The organism is Streptomyces sp. NPDC050145, assembly GCF_044460245.1.
In the GTDB taxonomy this organism is placed as follows: Bacteria; Actinomycetota; Actinomycetes; order Streptomycetales; family Streptomycetaceae; genus Streptomyces.
In genome coordinates this window covers 24,282-38,872 of record NZ_JBITJS010000018.1, presented here as the reverse complement: position 1 = coordinate 38,872, position 14,591 = coordinate 24,282, and the positions used below count along the sequence as shown (strand labels likewise).

The following is a 14,591-nucleotide window of genomic DNA, read 5'->3' as shown; positions in this document are numbered from 1 at the left end:
CGCTGACGGACCCGCACAGCACGCCGCCCCCGCCCCGGACGACCGGGTGCGGGGGCGGAGTCCTGTCCGGCCGCGGCCGGGCTCAGGACGCGGGGATCTGGCCCCGGACCAGGGTCTGCAGGCGAGTGGTGCGGGGCTTCGCCGGGAGCTCCGCGACGGCGCGCGGCAGCGCCGCGTCCGCCCCGTGCACCACGGACAGGTGCCGCTCACCGCGGCCGAACGCCGTGTAGACCCACGGGCGGGTCAGGCCCTGCGTCGCGTCCCCGGGCAGCACCACCACGGCCGCCGGCCAGCGCAGGCCCACGGCCTGGTGCCCGGTGACCGCCCAGCCGTGCCGCACGGCCTGCTCCACGCGGTCCTTCGGTACGAGCACGGGCTCGCCGTCGCAGTCCAGACGCAGGCCCTGTGCGTCCGCCCCGAGCACGCGGCCCGGACGGATCCGGCCCGGCGCGGGCACGTGCACCACGCGGTCCCCGGGGTCGAAGCCGCCGAAGCGGCCGGGGCCCGGGTTCAGCCGCTCCTTCAGCGCCGCGTTCAACACGCGCGTCCCCGCCGCGCCGCCGTGGCCGACCGTGATCACCTGCGTCTGCTCGGGAGGCACCCCGATCGCGCGCGGCACCGAGTCCGCGACGAGCTGTACGGTGCGGTGGATCGCCTCCGCCGCGTCCCGCACCGGGACGATCACGACCTCCTTGCCGGGCGCCTCCACCGCGTTCAGCTCGCCGATGCCGATGCCCGAGACCAGTTCGCCGACCGGGCCGAAGTCCGGGGTGCGGGAGGCGATGCGCGGGCAGACGTCGGCGGCGAGCAGGTCCGCGAAGACCCGGCCCGGGCCCGCCGACCACAGCGTGCCGGGGTCGCCGCTGAGCAGCAGCCCCGCCCCGTCGGGCAGCTGCTCCACGAGCAGCGCCGCGCCGTCCACGTCCAGCTGAGGGGCGTCGAGCACCACCAGCAGGTCCAGGGCCAGCGCGCCGTCCGCGTCCCGGCCGGGGCCCTCCGCGTGCGCGACGAGCCCGGCGACCGTCGCGGTCACCTCGCGCGGGACGTCCGGGCCGAGCAGCTCCGCGGCCCTGCGGCGGCCGTCCGAACTGTGCGCCGCGACGCAGACCCGCAGACCGAGCCCGGCCGCGGCCTGCGCCACGGCGACCGGCTCGGCGCGGGCCGCCTCGCCGCCCGTGTGCAGCACCAGGCGGTGGGTGCCGACCGCGCGGAGCAGCTCTGCCGTCGAGCCCTTGGCCCGTGCCGCGGCCTCCTCCCAGCCGGCCGGGGGAGCGGTGTCCTTCGCGCCCGCGTTGACCAGGCGGGCCAGGCCGTCCGCGAGGCTCTCCTCCGCCATCGCGTAGCGCTCCAGGCCGACCAGGACCCGGACCGGGCGCTCGGGCTCCTCGCTCTCCTCCTCGGCCGGCTCGGGCGCGGCCGCCTGTGCCGCCGGCTCGTCCAGCGGGTCCTGGAGGACGAGCGCGTCGCCCTCCGCGACCGCGCTCTGCACCGCCGCCTCGGGATCGGGCACCGCGTACTTGCCGAGCGCCTCGGCGAGCACGGGCAGGTCCAGGGCGGTGTGTCCGGCGACGGCCGCCTGCTCCAGCAGCCAGACCGCGACCGCGCAGCCGCGCCGCTCGTCGTCCGGGCCGCATTCCGCGCCGAGCAGCGCCCGCGCGAATCCGTCGGCCTGCTCGGGCCGCACGCCGGGGACCCGCAGCAGCTGCCAGGGGTCCTCGCGCAGCCGCTCCTCGGCGCCCTCGCCCAGCGCTGCGGCGGCGGCCGCGGCGAGCGACTCGGGCGCGCCGCCCTCGCCGAGCACGGCCCGTACGGCGGCGACGGCCTCCGCGTGGACCGGGCCGGGCACGCCGGGCTGCGGCCCGCGCTCCGGCGCGGGGGTGGCCGCTGGGCGCGCTCGGGGCGTACGCGCGGGCTCGGGCACCGGTGCCGGGTCCGGCGCGGTGAACACGGAGGAGGCCGGCTTGCCGCCGCCCTCCACGGCCCGCACCGCGGCGAGCAGATCGGCCGCGGTGCCGCTCAGCTTGGCCCCCGCGTCGATGGGCCCCTCCTTGGAGGCCTTCCGCTGAGCGATCCGCTCCCGGAACTCCCGCTGAGCGGCCAGCTCGGCCTCGGCCTCGGAGACCTGAGCCGCCGCCTCACCCTGAGCCTGCCCGACGCCCTCGGCCCCGGGCCCACCGTCCGCGCCCCCGGCAGAGACACCGCCCGGCTCCGCCGCCTGCACCTCGGCCGCCTCGGCGCGCGCGTCGCCCTGCTCGTCGTCCGTGTTCTCGGATTCGGCGTCGCCCTGCTGCTCCTGCGCATCGTCCTGGCGCTCCGCCGCCTGCGCCTCGGCCGTCTCGGCGCGCGGGTCGGTCTGCTCGTCGTCCGTGTTCTCGGATTCGGCGTCGCCCTGCTGCTCCTGCGCATCGTCCTGGCGCTCCGCCGCCTGCATCTCGGCCGTCTCGGCGCGCGGGTCGGTCTGCTCGTCGTCCGTGTTCTCGGATTCGGCGCCGCCCCGCTGCTCCTGCGCACCGTCCCCCGGCTCCGCCGCCTGCTCCCCGGTCGTCCGAGCGCCCTCGTCGGCCCGGTCGTCGGCCGCACCGCTCGCAGCGGGGTCGCTCTCGGCGTCCTCGTCCGCGGTCGTGTCCTGCGGCGCCTGCGGGTCCGCATCCGTGACCTCACCGGCCCGGTTGTCGGGCTCCGGGAAGTGGGTGTCCTCGCCGCCGACCTGGCCCTCGGGCGTCTGCGCGGCTTCGTCGGGGGCGGGGGCCTCTCCCGCCGCGCTCTCCCGCGCGGTGTCGGGGGTCGGCGCCGGGCCGGTCTCCTCGGCGGCGGACTCCGTACTCACAACGTGCTCCAGTCCTGATCGGGATAGCGGTGCACGGGCGCCGACACGTCGTCGAGCGCCTGGCAGATCTCGTCAGGAAGACTAAGCGCCTCCACTGACAACGCGGCCGTGAGCTGCTGCGCGTTGCGCGCGCCGACGATCGGGGCGGTCACGCCGGGGCGGTCCCTGATCCAGGCGAGCGCCACCTGCAGCGGCGTCGTGGCGAGTCCGTCGGCGGCTATGGACACCGCGTCCACGATGTGCCGGGCCGTCTCGTCGAGATACGGTGCGACGAACGGCGCCATGTGGTCCGAGCCGCCGCGCGAGTCCACGGGCGTGCCCGTGCGGTACTTGCCGGTGAGGACCCCGCGCCCCAGCGGCGAGGACGGCAGCAGCCCGATGCCGAGGTCGAGCGCGGCCGGCAGCACCTCGCGCTCCACGCCGCGCTGCAGCAGCGAGTACTCCATCTGCGTACTGGCGATCCGGGTACGCGTCCCCGGCGCCGCGAGCTGCCAGGTGGCGGCCTTGGCGAGCTGCCAGCCGCAGAAGTTGGAGACCCCCGCGTACCGGGCCCGCCCGCTGGCGACGGCGATGTCGAGCGCCTGGAGCGTCTCGTCGAGCGGCGTGCCCGGGTCGTAGGCGTGGACCTGCCACAGGTCCACGTAGCCCGTGCCGAGCCGGGCCAGCGAGGCGTCGAGCGCGGCGAGCAGATGGCCGCGCGAGCCGTCGAAGCGGCGATCGGGATCGGGCACGCTGCCCGCCTTCGTGGAGATCACCAGGTCCTGGCGCGGCACGAGACCCTCGACGAGCCGCCCGAGCAGGTACTCCGCCTCCCCGTCCCCGTACACGTCGGCCGTGTCGACCAGGCTGCCGCCCGCCTCCCAGAAGGTCTTCAACAGGTCGGCGGCGTCGTGCTCGTCGGTGTCCCTCCCCCAGGTGAGCGTGCCGAGACCGATCCGGGACACGCGCAGGCCGGTGCGGCCGAGATGCCTCTGCTCCATGGGCGCTGAGATTACTGGCCCCGGCTCAGGATCGGGGACCCTGTGGACGACTGCGGAGCGGCCGGGCGCGCTAGGGTGCCCGACCAGGGGCGTTACCGATGGGTAAGCCCCCTGGACCGTAGGGCGTTGGCACGACTGTTGGCACGGCGTTAAGGAGATGTGGTCAATGAAGCTCGGCATCAACCTCGGCTACTGGGGCCTGGGCATGGACTCCGACAATCTCACCGTCGCGAAGGAGGCCGACAAGCTCGGCTACGCGGTCTGCTGGGCGGCCGAGGCGTACGGCTCCGACACCGTGACCGTGCTGTCGTACGTGGCCGCGCAGACCGAGCGGATCGACGTCGGCTCCGCGATCATGCAGATCCCGGCCCGCCAGCCCACGATGACCGCGATGACGGCCGCCACCCTCGACTCGCTGTCCGGCGGCCGCTTCCGCCTCGGCCTCGGCGTCTCCGGCCCGCAGGTCTCCGAGGGCTGGTACGGCGTCAAGTTCGACAAGCCGCTGGCCCGCACGCGCGAGTACGTCGACATCGTCCGCAAGGCGATGAGCCGCGAGCGCGTCTCCTACGAGGGCGAGCACTGGACCCTGCCGCTGCCCGAGGGCCCGGGCAAGTCCCTCAAGCTGACCGTGCACCCGCAGCGCGAGCACATCCCGCTCTACATCGCCGCGATCGGCCCGAAGAACCTGGAGCAGACCGGCGAGATCGCCGACGGCGCCCTGCTGATCTTCCCGGCCGCCGAGCACATCGAGGACACCGCGATCCGCCACCTGCGCGCGGGCCGCGAGAAGGCCGGCAAGACCATGGAGGGCTTCGACGTCTGCCCGACCGTGCCGATCGCCGTCGGCGACGACAAGGGCGTCCCCGCGCTCGCCGACCTGCTGCGCCCCTACACCGCGCTCTACGTGGGCGGCATGGGCAGCCGCAAGCAGAACTTCTACAACCAGCTCGCGGGCCGCATGGGCTACGAGAAGGAGGCCGCGGAGGTCCAGGACAAGTACCTGTCCGGCGACAAGGAGGGCGCGGCCGCGGCGATCCCGCAGCAGCTCATCGACTCCACGACCCTGCTCGGCTCCGTGGACCGGATCGCCGACCGGATGCGCGCCTACGCGGCCGCCGGGGTCACCACGCTCACGCTGTCCCCGGCCGGCTTCTCGCTGGACGAGCGCCTGGCCTCGCTGCGCGCGGGCACGGAGGCGCTGGAGCGCGCCGGTCTGGCGTAGCCGCCGGGGGAGCGGTCTGGAGGGGGAGAGGTCTGCGGCCGTGGTGGGGGCTCGGGGTGTCTTCCCCGCCACGGCCGTCACGGGGAACAACGCGCCGGAGCCGGTTCGGTCACGCGCCGGGCGGACTCCGAGTCGCGGGACGCGCCGAGGCGCGAAATCCTGTGCACAGGCAGGGAGCGGCAGGGAGGTACCAGGATGCTGTCGGCCAAGAGTCTGTTCCAGGAGATCCTCGACGACGACGAGTCGTTCCGGTTGTTCTGTTCCATCGCGGCCAGCGGGGAGTCCCAGGGCGGCTGGGAGAACGGCCGGATCGCCGCCCTCGTCCCGGCGAGCGAGCGCGCCCTCGCCCCCAAGGTCGCCCGGCACGGCGCGGACGAGGACAAGCACGGGCGCATCTTCAACGCCCTCATGAAGAAGCGCGGCCTGCAACCGGTCCCCGTACCGGAGGAGGCCGACTACACGATGCTCCTGGAGCGGCACGGCATCGGGCTCGCCCATGAGCAGCTCCAGCGCGACGAGCCGCTGTCCGTGCAGGACATCGTCACGTACCTGGCGCACAGCCGCGTCACCGAACAGCGCGCCTCCGAACAGATGGAGCTGCTGCGCAAGCACTTCTCCGACCACCCGGACATCGGCCGCGCGGTGAAGATGATCTCCCACGACGAGGACAACCACCTCGCCTACTGCCACGAGGAACTGCTGCGCTTCGCCTACGCGGGGCACGGCCACACCATCCAGCGCATCCTCCGCGAGTGCGCCCTCGCGGAGATCGCCGTCTACCGGGACGTCAGCCTCGCCGTCATGGACCACATGGGCCGCATCCTGGGCTGGTCGAGGGCCAAGTCGGCCGTGCTCGCCGCCGGCATCCACGCCGTGTACGCGTACGAACGCCTCGGCGGCTGGCGGCGGATGGTCTCCCTGGAGATGCCCGAGCGGCGGGACGCGCTGGGCGGTCCCGCGACCACCTCCGTCGAGTTCGCCTGATCCCGGGCCCGGGGCGGCGCCTCACAGCCAGCCGCGCCGCTTGAACTGCCGGTACAGGAGCACTTCCAGGACCGCCATCACCAGGATGACCGCCGGGTACGTCCACACCCAGTGCAGCTCGGGCATGTGGTCGAAGTTCATGCCGTAGATCCCGGCGATCATCGTGGGCACGGCGGCCATCGCCGCCCACGCCGAGATCTTGCGCATGTCGTCGTTCTGCCGGACGCTCATCTGCGCCAGGTGGGCCGACAGGATGTCGGACACCAGCCGGTCCAGGCCGTCCACCGACTCGTTGACCCGGGTCAGGTGGTCGTTCACGTCCCGGAAGAAGGGCTGCGCGTCCGCGCTCACGAACGGGACGCCGGCGGTGCCCCACGGCCCCACGCCGGACAGCCGGGCCATCGGCATCGCGAGCGGCCCGGTCGCGCGCCGGAACTCCAGGATCTGCCGCTTGAAGGTGTAGATCCGCGCCGCCGTGTCCCGGGAGCCGCCGCCGTCCGGCGAGAAGACCTCCGCCTCCAGCTCCTCCAGGTCCGTCTGCAGCTCGGCCGCGACCTCCAGGTAGTGGTCCACCGTCGCGTCCGCGATCGAGTACAGGACCGCCGTCGGACCGTGCGCCAGGAACTCCGGATCGTCCTCCAGACGCTTGCGCACGGCCTTCAGGGGCGCGCCCTCGCCGTGCCGCACCGTCACCACGAACGAGTCCCCGAGGAAGATCATCAGCTCGCCCGTGGACACCTTGTCGCTGCGCGCCTCGTAGACGACCGGCTTGAGGACGACGAACAGCGAGTCGTCGTACACCTCCAGCTTCGGCCGCTGATGCGCCTTGAGGGCGTCCTCGACCGCCAGCGGATGCAGCCCGAACTCCTGGCTGACCCGGTCGAACTCCGCCGGGGAGGCCTCGTGCAGTCCGATCCAGACGAACGCGTGGCCCGAGGCCCGCGCCTCGTCCAGCGCGACGGCGAAGTCCGCGGGCCGCTCGATACGGCGCCCGTCCCGGTAGATGGCGCAGTCGACGATCATGCCGAGAATTCTTCCCAGACCCACGCGGGCCCGCACTTCCACACGCCCTAGGCTGGCGCGTATGCCCACGCTGATTCTCGTCCGGCACGGACGCTCGACCGCCAACACCGCGGGTCTGCTCGCCGGGTGGACCCCCGGTGTGGCCCTCGACGAGCGCGGCGCCGCGCAGGCCGCCGCGCTGCCCGCGCGCCTCTCCGAGCTGCCCCTCGCGGAGGTCGTCAGCAGTCCGCTGCAGCGCTGCCGGGAGACCGTCGCGCCGCTGCTCGCCGCCCGTCCCGGGCTGAGCCTGCACACCGACGACCGGATCGGCGAGTGCGACTACGGCGACTGGTCGGGCCGCAAGCTCGCCGAACTCGCCGACGAGCCCCTCATGAAGGTCGTGCAGCAGCACCCGACCGCCGCCGCGTTCCCCGGCGGCGAGTCCATGCGCCAGATGCAGCACCGCGCCGCCGAGGCCGTGCGCGAGTGGAACGCGCGCGTGGAGGCGGAGCACGGCCCCGACGCCGTGTACCTGATGTGCTCGCACGGCGACATCATCAAGTCCCTCGTCGCCGACGCCCTCGGGCTGCACCTCGACCTCTTCCAGCGCATCTCCGTGGAGCCCTGCTCCGTCACGGCGATCCGCTACACCCGGCTGCGCCCCTTCCTCGTACGCCTCGGAGACACCGGGGACTTCGCGTCGCTGGCCCCGCGCGAGCAGCCGCAGGGGCCGGATGCGACCGTGGGCGGTGGCGCGGGCGCACCGTGATCGTCGCCCGCAGTAGGGTGAAGCAGCCACCGGCACAAGTCGGTTCCCAGATCCCCCGATCCCCATGGAGAGCAGGACGTGTCCCGTCAGGTGTTCCTCTACGACCCTCCGGAGCGTTTCGTGGCCGGCACGGTCGGACTCCCCGGGCGCCGCACCTTCTTCTTGCAGGCCTCGGCAGGAACGCGCGTCACGAGCGTGGCGCTGGAGAAGACCCAGGTGGCCGCGCTCGCCGAGCGCATGGACGAGCTCCTCGACGAGGTCGTGCGGCGCACCGGGGGCAACGCGCCGGTGCCCGCCGCCGTGCCCACCGAGATCGCGGACACCGCGCCGCTCGACGCCCCGGTGGAGGAGGAGTTCCGCGTCGGCACGATGGCGCTCGCCTGGGACGGTGACGAGCAGCGCATGATCGTCGAGGCGCAGGCGCTCGTGGAGCTGGACGCCGAGTCCGAGGAGGACCTCGCCGAGGCCGAGGAAAGGCTTCTCCAGGACGAGGAGAACGGCCCGCCGATGCTCCGCGTCCGGCTGACCGGCGCACAGGCCCGCGCGTTCGCCAAGCGCGCCCTGGACGTCGTGAACGCGGGCCGGCCGCCCTGCCCCCTGTGCAGCCTGCCGCTCGACCCGGAGGGACACGTATGTCCGCGCCAGAACGGATACCGGCGCGGAGCGTGAGCGCCCCCACCGATCTCGCCGCCCTCGACCTCCTGACCCGCGGCGAGCTGGAGGTCCGCGGCCAGATCCGCGAGGCGTCGAACGCGGTGCTGCTGTGCACCGTCACGCACGAGGGCCGCGAGGCCACCTGCGTCTACAAGCCGGTGCGCGGCGAGCGCCCCCTGTGGGACTTCCCCGACGGCACGCTCGCCCAGCGCGAGGTCGCCGCCTACGAGGTCTCCGAGGCGCTCGGCTGGGGCCTCGTGCCGCCGACCGTGCTGCGCGACGGACCGTACGGCGAGGGCATGTGCCAGCTGTGGATCGACGGCCCCGAGGAGCCCGCGGAGGGCGACCGGCTGCTCGCGCTCGTCGACGGAGAGGAGCCGGGCGAGGGCTGGAAGGCCATCGGCTTCGCCGAGGTAGGCGAGGGCCGCACCGCGCTGCTCGTGCACGCCGACGACCCGCGCCTGCGCCGCCTCTCCGTGCTCGACGCGGTGATCAACAACGGCGACCGCAAGGGCGGCCACCTGCTGCTCGACACCACGGGCCGGCTCTACGGCATCGACCACGGCGTCACCTTCAACGCCGAGGACAAGCTGCGCACCCTGCTGTGGGGCTGGGCGGGCGAGCCGCTCACCGAGGAGGCGACGGCCGCCCTGGAGACCCTCCGGGACCGCCTGGGCGCGACAGAGCCGCTGGCTGCCCGGCTCGGCGCCCTGATCACGGCCACCGAGCTCGACGCCGTACGGGAACGGGTGGCGGAGCTGCTCAGGACCGGCCGGCACCGTGAGCCGGGCGGCGACTGGCCCGCGATCCCCTGGCCGCCCGTCTGAGGTGCGGGGCGTGTTGTTCCGGTGGGCGGGCCCCCTCCGTCCGCCGGGCTCGCCGCCGTGCGGCGCGGAGCCGGCTGGTGCCGGGGCCTCCCTCGCCACAGTTCCGGCCCGAGGGCCGTGCGTTCGGCTCGGTGGGGCCGAGGACGTCGTGGGGTCGAGCGGGTGGCACCCCAAAGCCGGGTGGGGTGGCACAAGGGACCTGGCGGGGCCCCCTGCCCGCGATCCCCTGGCCGCCCGCCTGAGCTGTAGCGGCGGTCGTCCGGGGGCGGGCGGCGGCGGTGCGGGCTACGTTCGGGGCATGACCAAGCTGATTGTCGAGGACCGGATCGACCGTCCGGCGAAGGACGTCTTCGAGGCGATCGTCAGCCCGGAGAGCCTGTCGAGCTTCTTCACCGCCGAGGCGTCCGCCGCGATGGTGCCCGGCACCACCGTGACCTGGCGTTTCGGCCATGTCGACGCGACGTTCGACGTCGAGATCGGCGAGATCGAGGCGGACCGCCTCATCACCTGGCGCTGGCCGGCCGAGGTGACGATCCGGCTCGCGCAGGAGGACGGAGCGACAAGAATCACCATCACCGAGGACCAGATGGGCGACGGCTCCGAGGGCGCCGCGCGCGCCGTCGGGCAGACCCAGGGCTGGACGTACTTCGTGTGCGCCCTGCGGGCCTGGCTGGTTCACGGGATCCGTCATTTCGGGCTGAGCGACGCGATCCGCGCCGCTCTCGTCTGAACCGATAGCCGAGGGACGGGATACGCGCAAGAGGGCCTTGTCGGCCATCACACCGATCCGGTTCGTATGCGGAAGCACCGTCCGGTTAGGCTTCAAGACATGCATGCCTGGCCCGCTTCTGAGGTCCCCGCCCTGCCTGGCAAGGGCCGCGACCTGAGGATCCACGACACCGCGACCGGTGGGCTCGTCACCCTTGACCCCGGTCCCGTCGCCCGTATCTACGTCTGCGGCATCACGCCGTACGACGCGACCCACATGGGTCACGCGGCGACCTACAACGCGTTCGACCTTGTTCAGCGCGTGTGGCTCGACACCAAGCGGCAGGTCCACTACGTCCAGAACGTCACGGACGTGGACGACCCCCTGCTGGAGCGGGCCGTGCGCGACGGCATCGACTGGGAGGGCCTCGCCGAGCGCGAGACCGCCCTGTTCCGCGAGGACATGACCGCCCTGCGGATGCTCCCCCCGCAGCACTACATAGGCGCCGTCGAGGCGATACCCGGCATCGTGCCGCTCGTCGAGCGGCTCCGTGACGCGGGCGCCGCCTACGAGCTCGACGGCGACATCTACTTCTCCGTCGAGGCCGACCCGCACTTCGGATCGGTCTCGAACCTGGACGCGGCCGCCATGCGACTGCTGTCCGCCGAGCGGGGCGGCGACCCGGACCGTCCGGGCAAGAAGAACCCGCTCGACCCGATGCTGTGGATGGCCGCCCGTGAGGGCGAGCCCAGCTGGGACGGCGGCTCGCTCGGCGCCGGGCGCCCCGGCTGGCACATCGAGTGCGTGGCCATCGCCCTCGACCACCTCGGCATGGGCTTCGATGTCCAGGGCGGCGGATCCGACCTGGCCTTCCCGCACCACGAGATGGGCGCCTCGCACGCCCAGGTGCTCACCGGCGAGTTCCCGATGGCCAAGGCGTACGTGCACGCCGGCATGGTCGCGCTCGACGGCGAGAAGATGTCCAAGTCCCGGGGCAATCTGGTCTTCGTCTCCACGCTGCGGCGCGAGGGCGTCGACCCGGCCGCGATCCGGCTGGCGCTCCTGGCCCACCACTACCGGGCCGACTGGGAGTGGACCGACAAGGTCCTGACCGACGCGCTGGAGCGGCTCGACCGGTGGCGCGCCGCCGTGTCCCGTCCCGACGGTCCCGCCGCCGAGGCGCTGGTCGACGAGATCCGCGAGGCGCTGTCGAACGACCTGGACGCGCCCGCGGCGCTCGCCGCGGTCGACCGCTGGGTCGAGCGGCAGGTCGCCGACGGCGGTACGGACGAGGGGGCGCCCGGCGTCGTCTCGCGCGCCGTCGACGCCCTGCTCGGGGTCGCCCTGTAGTCACGCACTCCACGAACAGCACTCCATGAACAGCCCCTCCGGCAGCGCCGGAGGGGCTGTTTTTTGTGGCTGATCTCCGGCCCACCCTCTAGGCGCATGCGCGTTTCTGCGCTAAACAACCGCCATGCGAACACTATTGAGCACGCATCTCGGCAGACGGCTCAGATCCGTCGTGGCCGTCGCCACCCTCGGCGTAGCCGCCACCTTCGCCGGGCCGGGCCTCGCCCAGGCCGAGGACACCGCCGGCGCGGTCGGCGCCGTCACCGGGTTCCACACCGACGGCCCCCGGTACACGCTCGATGCCGGCGAGGCGAAGGCCCGGGTCAGCTTCGTGTCCGAGGAGACCTTCCGGATCGAGCTCGCCCCGGACGGGACCTTCACCGACCCGGCCGGCGACGACATCGTCGTACCGCAGGGCGCGCCGCCGGCGACCCGCTGGAAGGACCAGGGCGACCGCTACGAGCTCAGCAGCGCCAAGGTCACCCTGCGCGCCTACAAGTCCCCGCTGCGCTTCGCCCTGTTCCGCAACGACGGCACCGAACTCTGGTCCGAGAGCGCCCCGTTGAAGTGGACCGCCGACACCACGACGCAGACCCTGGAGCGCGGCGCCGACGAGCAGTTCTACGGCGTCGGCATGCAGAACGGCCGGGGCAACACCTCGCTGCGCGGCCAGACCGCCAAGGCCGAGGTGAACTACAACTGGAACGACGGCGGCCACCCCAACTCCGTCCCGTTCTACCTCTCCTCCGCCGGCTACGGCGTCTTCCGGAACACCTTCGCGCCGAACACGTACACCTTCGACGCCCCCGTCACCGCCGCAGCCAAGGAACACCGCTTCGACGCCTACTACTTCGCGGGCAGCGGCAAGGACAGCGCCAAGGACGTCATCGGCCAGTACACGCAGCTCACCGGAAAGCCCTTCATGCCGCCGGTCTACGGCCTGGAGATCGGCGACGCCGACTGCTACCTGCACAACGCCAACCGCGGCGAGCGCCGCACCCTCGACGCCCTGAAGATCTCCGACCAGTACGTCGCGAACGACATGCCGCTCGGCTGGATGCTGGTCAACGACGGCTACGGCTGCGGCTACGAGAACCTCGCCGAGACCGCCCAGGGCCTGCAGAAGAACAAGACGCAGCTCGGCCTGTGGACCGAGGACGGCATCGACAAGATCGCCGACCAGGTGAAGGCCGGCCAGCGCGTCGCCAAGCTCGACGTCGCCTGGGTCGGCGCCGGCTACAAGTTCGCCCTCGACGGCTGCAAGGCCGCCTACAAGGGCATCGAGGACAACTCCGACGCCCGCGGCTTCACCTGGGCCCCCGAGAGCTGGTCCGGCGCCCAGCGCTGCGGCGTCCAGTGGTCCGGCGACCAGTCGGGATCCTGGGACTACATCCGCTGGCAGATCCCCACCTACGCGGGCGCCACCCTGTCCGGACTCGCCTACACGACCGGTGACGTCGACGGCATCTTCGGCGGCAGCCCCAAGACGTACGTACGCGACCTGCAGTGGAAGTCCCTGCTGCCCGTCACCATGACGATGGACGGCTGGGCCGCCGCCGACAAGCAGCCCTTCCGGCAGGGCGCGCCGTACACCGCGATCAACCGGAAGTACCTGAAGCTCCACGAGTCGCTGCTGCCCTACCTGTACTCGTACGCGCACGAGGCGACGAAGACCGGCGTCGGCGCCGTGCGGCCGCTCGCGCTCGAGTACCCCGGCGACCCGAAGGCCGCGACCGACGCCGCCAAGTACGAGTTCCTGACCGGCGAGGACCTCCTCGTCGCACCGGTCTACAAGGACAGCACGGTCCGCGACGGGATCTACCTGCCCGAGGGCACCTGGACCGACTACTGGACCGGGCGCGTGTACCAGGGCCCGACCACCATCGACGGCTACAGCGCGCCCCTCGACACGCTCCCGATGTTCGTCAAGGGCGGCGCCGCCGTCCCGATGTGGCCCGGCATCCGCTCCTACGCCGACCGCACCGCCGACTCGCCGCTCGCCTGGGACGTCTACCCGCAGGGCTCCTCGTCCTTCGACCTGTACGAGGACGACGGCGTGACCCGGGCCCACCGCGGCGGCGCCTTCGCCACCCAGCGCGCCGAGGTCGACGCCCCGAAGTCCGGCGCCGGTGACGTACGGGTGCGGATCGGGGCGAGCAAGGGCTCCTTCGAGGGCAAGCAGAGCGCCCGCCCCTACGCGTTCACCGTGCACACCGGGGACGCCCCGCGCCAGGTCGCGCTCGACGGACAGCCGCTGCGCCAGTACACCGACGCGGAGGCCTACGGGAAGGCCGCGAGCGGCTGGTTCTACGACCGTGACGACCGCGGCGGCGTCGTCCGCGTGAAGACCGGCACGCTGTCCACCTCCCGCGCCTTCACGCTCGACCTCAAGGACACCGCGGCCGTCGGCGGGGCCGTGCCCGGCGCCGACGCCGTCGTCACCGCCCCCGCAGGGCAGGAGCTGGGCGCGGGCGCCGAGGGCGAGGTCGCCGTCGACGTCACCGCCGGCACCCGCGACGCCACCGGCGTCTCCGTCGCACTGACCGCCCCCGACGGCTGGAGCGCCGGGGACCCCGTCACCGTCGACCGGATCGCGGCGGGCACCACCCGACGCGTCGAGGTCCCGCTCACCCCGGCCGCCGGCGCCAAGGCGGGGGAGCAGGCCCTCACCGCGACGGCCCGCTACGACGCCGCCGGCCAAGGACGCACCGGGCAGGGGCACTTCGCGGTGTCCGTGATGCCGAAGCCGCCCGCCGGTGACACCTGGGCGAGCGACATGGAGTGGCTGACGTCGACCAACGGCTACGGCCCCGCCGAACGCGACCGCAGCAACGGCGAGTCGGGCGCCACCGACGGCCACACCCTCACCCTCGCGGGCAAGACGTACCCCAAGGGGATCGGCGTGCACGCCAACTCCGACATCGAGGTCTACCTCGGCGGACAGTGCGCGAAGCTGACCGCCGACGTCGGCATCGACGACGAGATCAACGGCTACGGGGAGGTCGCCTTCTCCGTCGAGGCCGACGGCAAGGTGCTGTGGACCTCGCCGAAGGTGACCGGCGCCTCGGCGACCGTACCGGTGGACGTCGACGTGAGCGGAGCCCGGCACCTGCACCTGAAGGTGACGGACACCAACGGCTCCAAGACCGGGGACCACGGGGACTGGGCCGCCGCCAAGTTCTCCTGCGGCTCCGGGAGTTGACCCAGGAAACGGCAGTGGGGGGGGGGGGGGGCCCCCCCCCCCCCCCCCCCCCCCCCACCCCCCCC

11 protein-coding genes are annotated in these 14,591 nt (G+C 73.3%); 8 read left to right on the top strand and 3 right to left on the bottom strand.

Going from position 1 to position 14,591, the window contains the following annotated elements:
- Positions 1-82 precede the first annotated feature (82 nt).
- On the bottom strand, positions 83-2,431 hold the full coding sequence (locus tag ACIBTU_RS30780; protein WP_399130047.1) for a helix-hairpin-helix domain-containing protein: 2,349 nt from the start codon (positions 2,429-2,431) through the stop codon (positions 83-85).
- A 392-nt stretch (positions 2,432-2,823) separates the two neighbouring features.
- Entirely contained in the window at positions 2,824-3,807 is a 984-nt protein-coding gene (locus ACIBTU_RS30775) for an aldo/keto reductase (RefSeq protein WP_399129873.1), read from the bottom strand.
- A gap of 166 nt (positions 3,808-3,973) precedes the next feature.
- On the opposite strand from ACIBTU_RS30775, the gene ACIBTU_RS30770 reads away from it, so the two are divergent.
- Positions 3,974-5,029, top strand: a complete 1,056-nt coding sequence (locus ACIBTU_RS30770; protein WP_399129872.1) for an LLM class F420-dependent oxidoreductase — start codon at positions 3,974-3,976, stop codon at positions 5,027-5,029.
- A gap of 195 nt (positions 5,030-5,224) precedes the next feature.
- Positions 5,225-6,013 carry a ferritin-like domain-containing protein gene (locus ACIBTU_RS30765; RefSeq protein ID WP_399129871.1) on the top strand — a complete coding sequence of 263 codons (789 nt, stop codon included), beginning with the start codon at positions 5,225-5,227 and terminating at the stop codon, positions 6,011-6,013.
- A gap of 21 nt (positions 6,014-6,034) precedes the next feature.
- Here the strand turns inward: ACIBTU_RS30765 and corA are convergent, their stop codons facing one another.
- Positions 6,035-7,036, bottom strand: a complete 1,002-nt coding sequence (corA, locus tag ACIBTU_RS30760) for a magnesium/cobalt transporter CorA (RefSeq protein ID WP_399129869.1) — start codon at positions 7,034-7,036, stop codon at positions 6,035-6,037.
- A 61-nt stretch (positions 7,037-7,097) separates the two neighbouring features.
- Between corA and ACIBTU_RS30755 the strand changes: the two genes are divergently transcribed.
- The 6 genes from ACIBTU_RS30755 to ACIBTU_RS30730 all read left to right on the top strand — a co-directional run bounded on the left by ACIBTU_RS30755 (position 7,098) and on the right by ACIBTU_RS30730 (position 14,526).
- The gene (locus ACIBTU_RS30755) at positions 7,098-7,784 is read left to right on the top strand and encodes a histidine phosphatase family protein (protein WP_399129867.1); all 687 of its coding nucleotides are present in this window, start codon (positions 7,098-7,100) and stop codon (positions 7,782-7,784) included.
- 78 nt (positions 7,785-7,862) lie between these two features.
- Complete coding sequence (locus ACIBTU_RS30750; protein WP_399129866.1) at positions 7,863-8,453, top strand: DUF3090 domain-containing protein; 591 nt, start codon at positions 7,863-7,865, stop codon at positions 8,451-8,453.
- Positions 8,417-9,265 carry an SCO1664 family protein gene (locus ACIBTU_RS30745; RefSeq protein WP_399129864.1) on the top strand — a complete coding sequence of 283 codons (849 nt, stop codon included), beginning with the start codon at positions 8,417-8,419 and terminating at the stop codon, positions 9,263-9,265. Before ACIBTU_RS30750 ends, ACIBTU_RS30745 begins: the two co-directional genes overlap by 37 nt.
- A gap of 298 nt (positions 9,266-9,563) precedes the next feature.
- On the top strand, positions 9,564-9,995 hold the full coding sequence (locus ACIBTU_RS30740) for an SRPBCC domain-containing protein (RefSeq protein ID WP_399129863.1): 432 nt from the start codon (positions 9,564-9,566) through the stop codon (positions 9,993-9,995).
- A gap of 99 nt (positions 9,996-10,094) precedes the next feature.
- On the top strand, positions 10,095-11,324 hold the full coding sequence (gene mshC, locus ACIBTU_RS30735) for a cysteine--1-D-myo-inosityl 2-amino-2-deoxy-alpha-D-glucopyranoside ligase (protein WP_399129862.1): 1,230 nt from the start codon (positions 10,095-10,097) through the stop codon (positions 11,322-11,324).
- A gap of 124 nt (positions 11,325-11,448) precedes the next feature.
- Positions 11,449-14,526 (top strand): NPCBM/NEW2 domain-containing protein, encoded by a 3,078-nt coding sequence (locus ACIBTU_RS30730; RefSeq protein ID WP_399129860.1) that lies wholly within the window; start codon positions 11,449-11,451, stop codon positions 14,524-14,526.
- Positions 14,527-14,591 lie beyond the last annotated feature (65 nt).

Excerpts from the sequence above, each read along its gene's own strand:
- ACIBTU_RS30780 (WP_399130047.1), bottom strand. The coding sequence starts at position 2,431 with ATGCAGGCGGCGGAGCGCCAGGACGATGCGCAGGAGCAGCAGGGCGAC.
- ACIBTU_RS30775 (WP_399129873.1), bottom strand. The coding sequence starts at position 3,807 with ATGGAGCAGAGGCATCTCGGCCGCACCGGCCTGCGCGTGTCCCGGATC.
- ACIBTU_RS30770 (WP_399129872.1), top strand. The coding sequence starts at position 3,974 with ATGAAGCTCGGCATCAACCTCGGCTACTGGGGCCTGGGCATGGACTCC.
- ACIBTU_RS30765 (WP_399129871.1), top strand. The coding sequence starts at position 5,225 with ATGCTGTCGGCCAAGAGTCTGTTCCAGGAGATCCTCGACGACGACGAG.
- corA (WP_399129869.1), bottom strand. The coding sequence starts at position 7,036 with ATGATCGTCGACTGCGCCATCTACCGGGACGGGCGCCGTATCGAGCGG.
- ACIBTU_RS30755 (WP_399129867.1), top strand. The coding sequence starts at position 7,098 with ATGCCCACGCTGATTCTCGTCCGGCACGGACGCTCGACCGCCAACACC.
- ACIBTU_RS30745 (WP_399129864.1), top strand. The coding sequence starts at position 8,417 with ATGTCCGCGCCAGAACGGATACCGGCGCGGAGCGTGAGCGCCCCCACC.
- ACIBTU_RS30740 (WP_399129863.1), top strand. The coding sequence starts at position 9,564 with ATGACCAAGCTGATTGTCGAGGACCGGATCGACCGTCCGGCGAAGGAC.
- mshC (WP_399129862.1), top strand. The coding sequence starts at position 10,095 with ATGCATGCCTGGCCCGCTTCTGAGGTCCCCGCCCTGCCTGGCAAGGGC.
- ACIBTU_RS30730 (WP_399129860.1), top strand. The coding sequence starts at position 11,449 with ATGCGAACACTATTGAGCACGCATCTCGGCAGACGGCTCAGATCCGTC.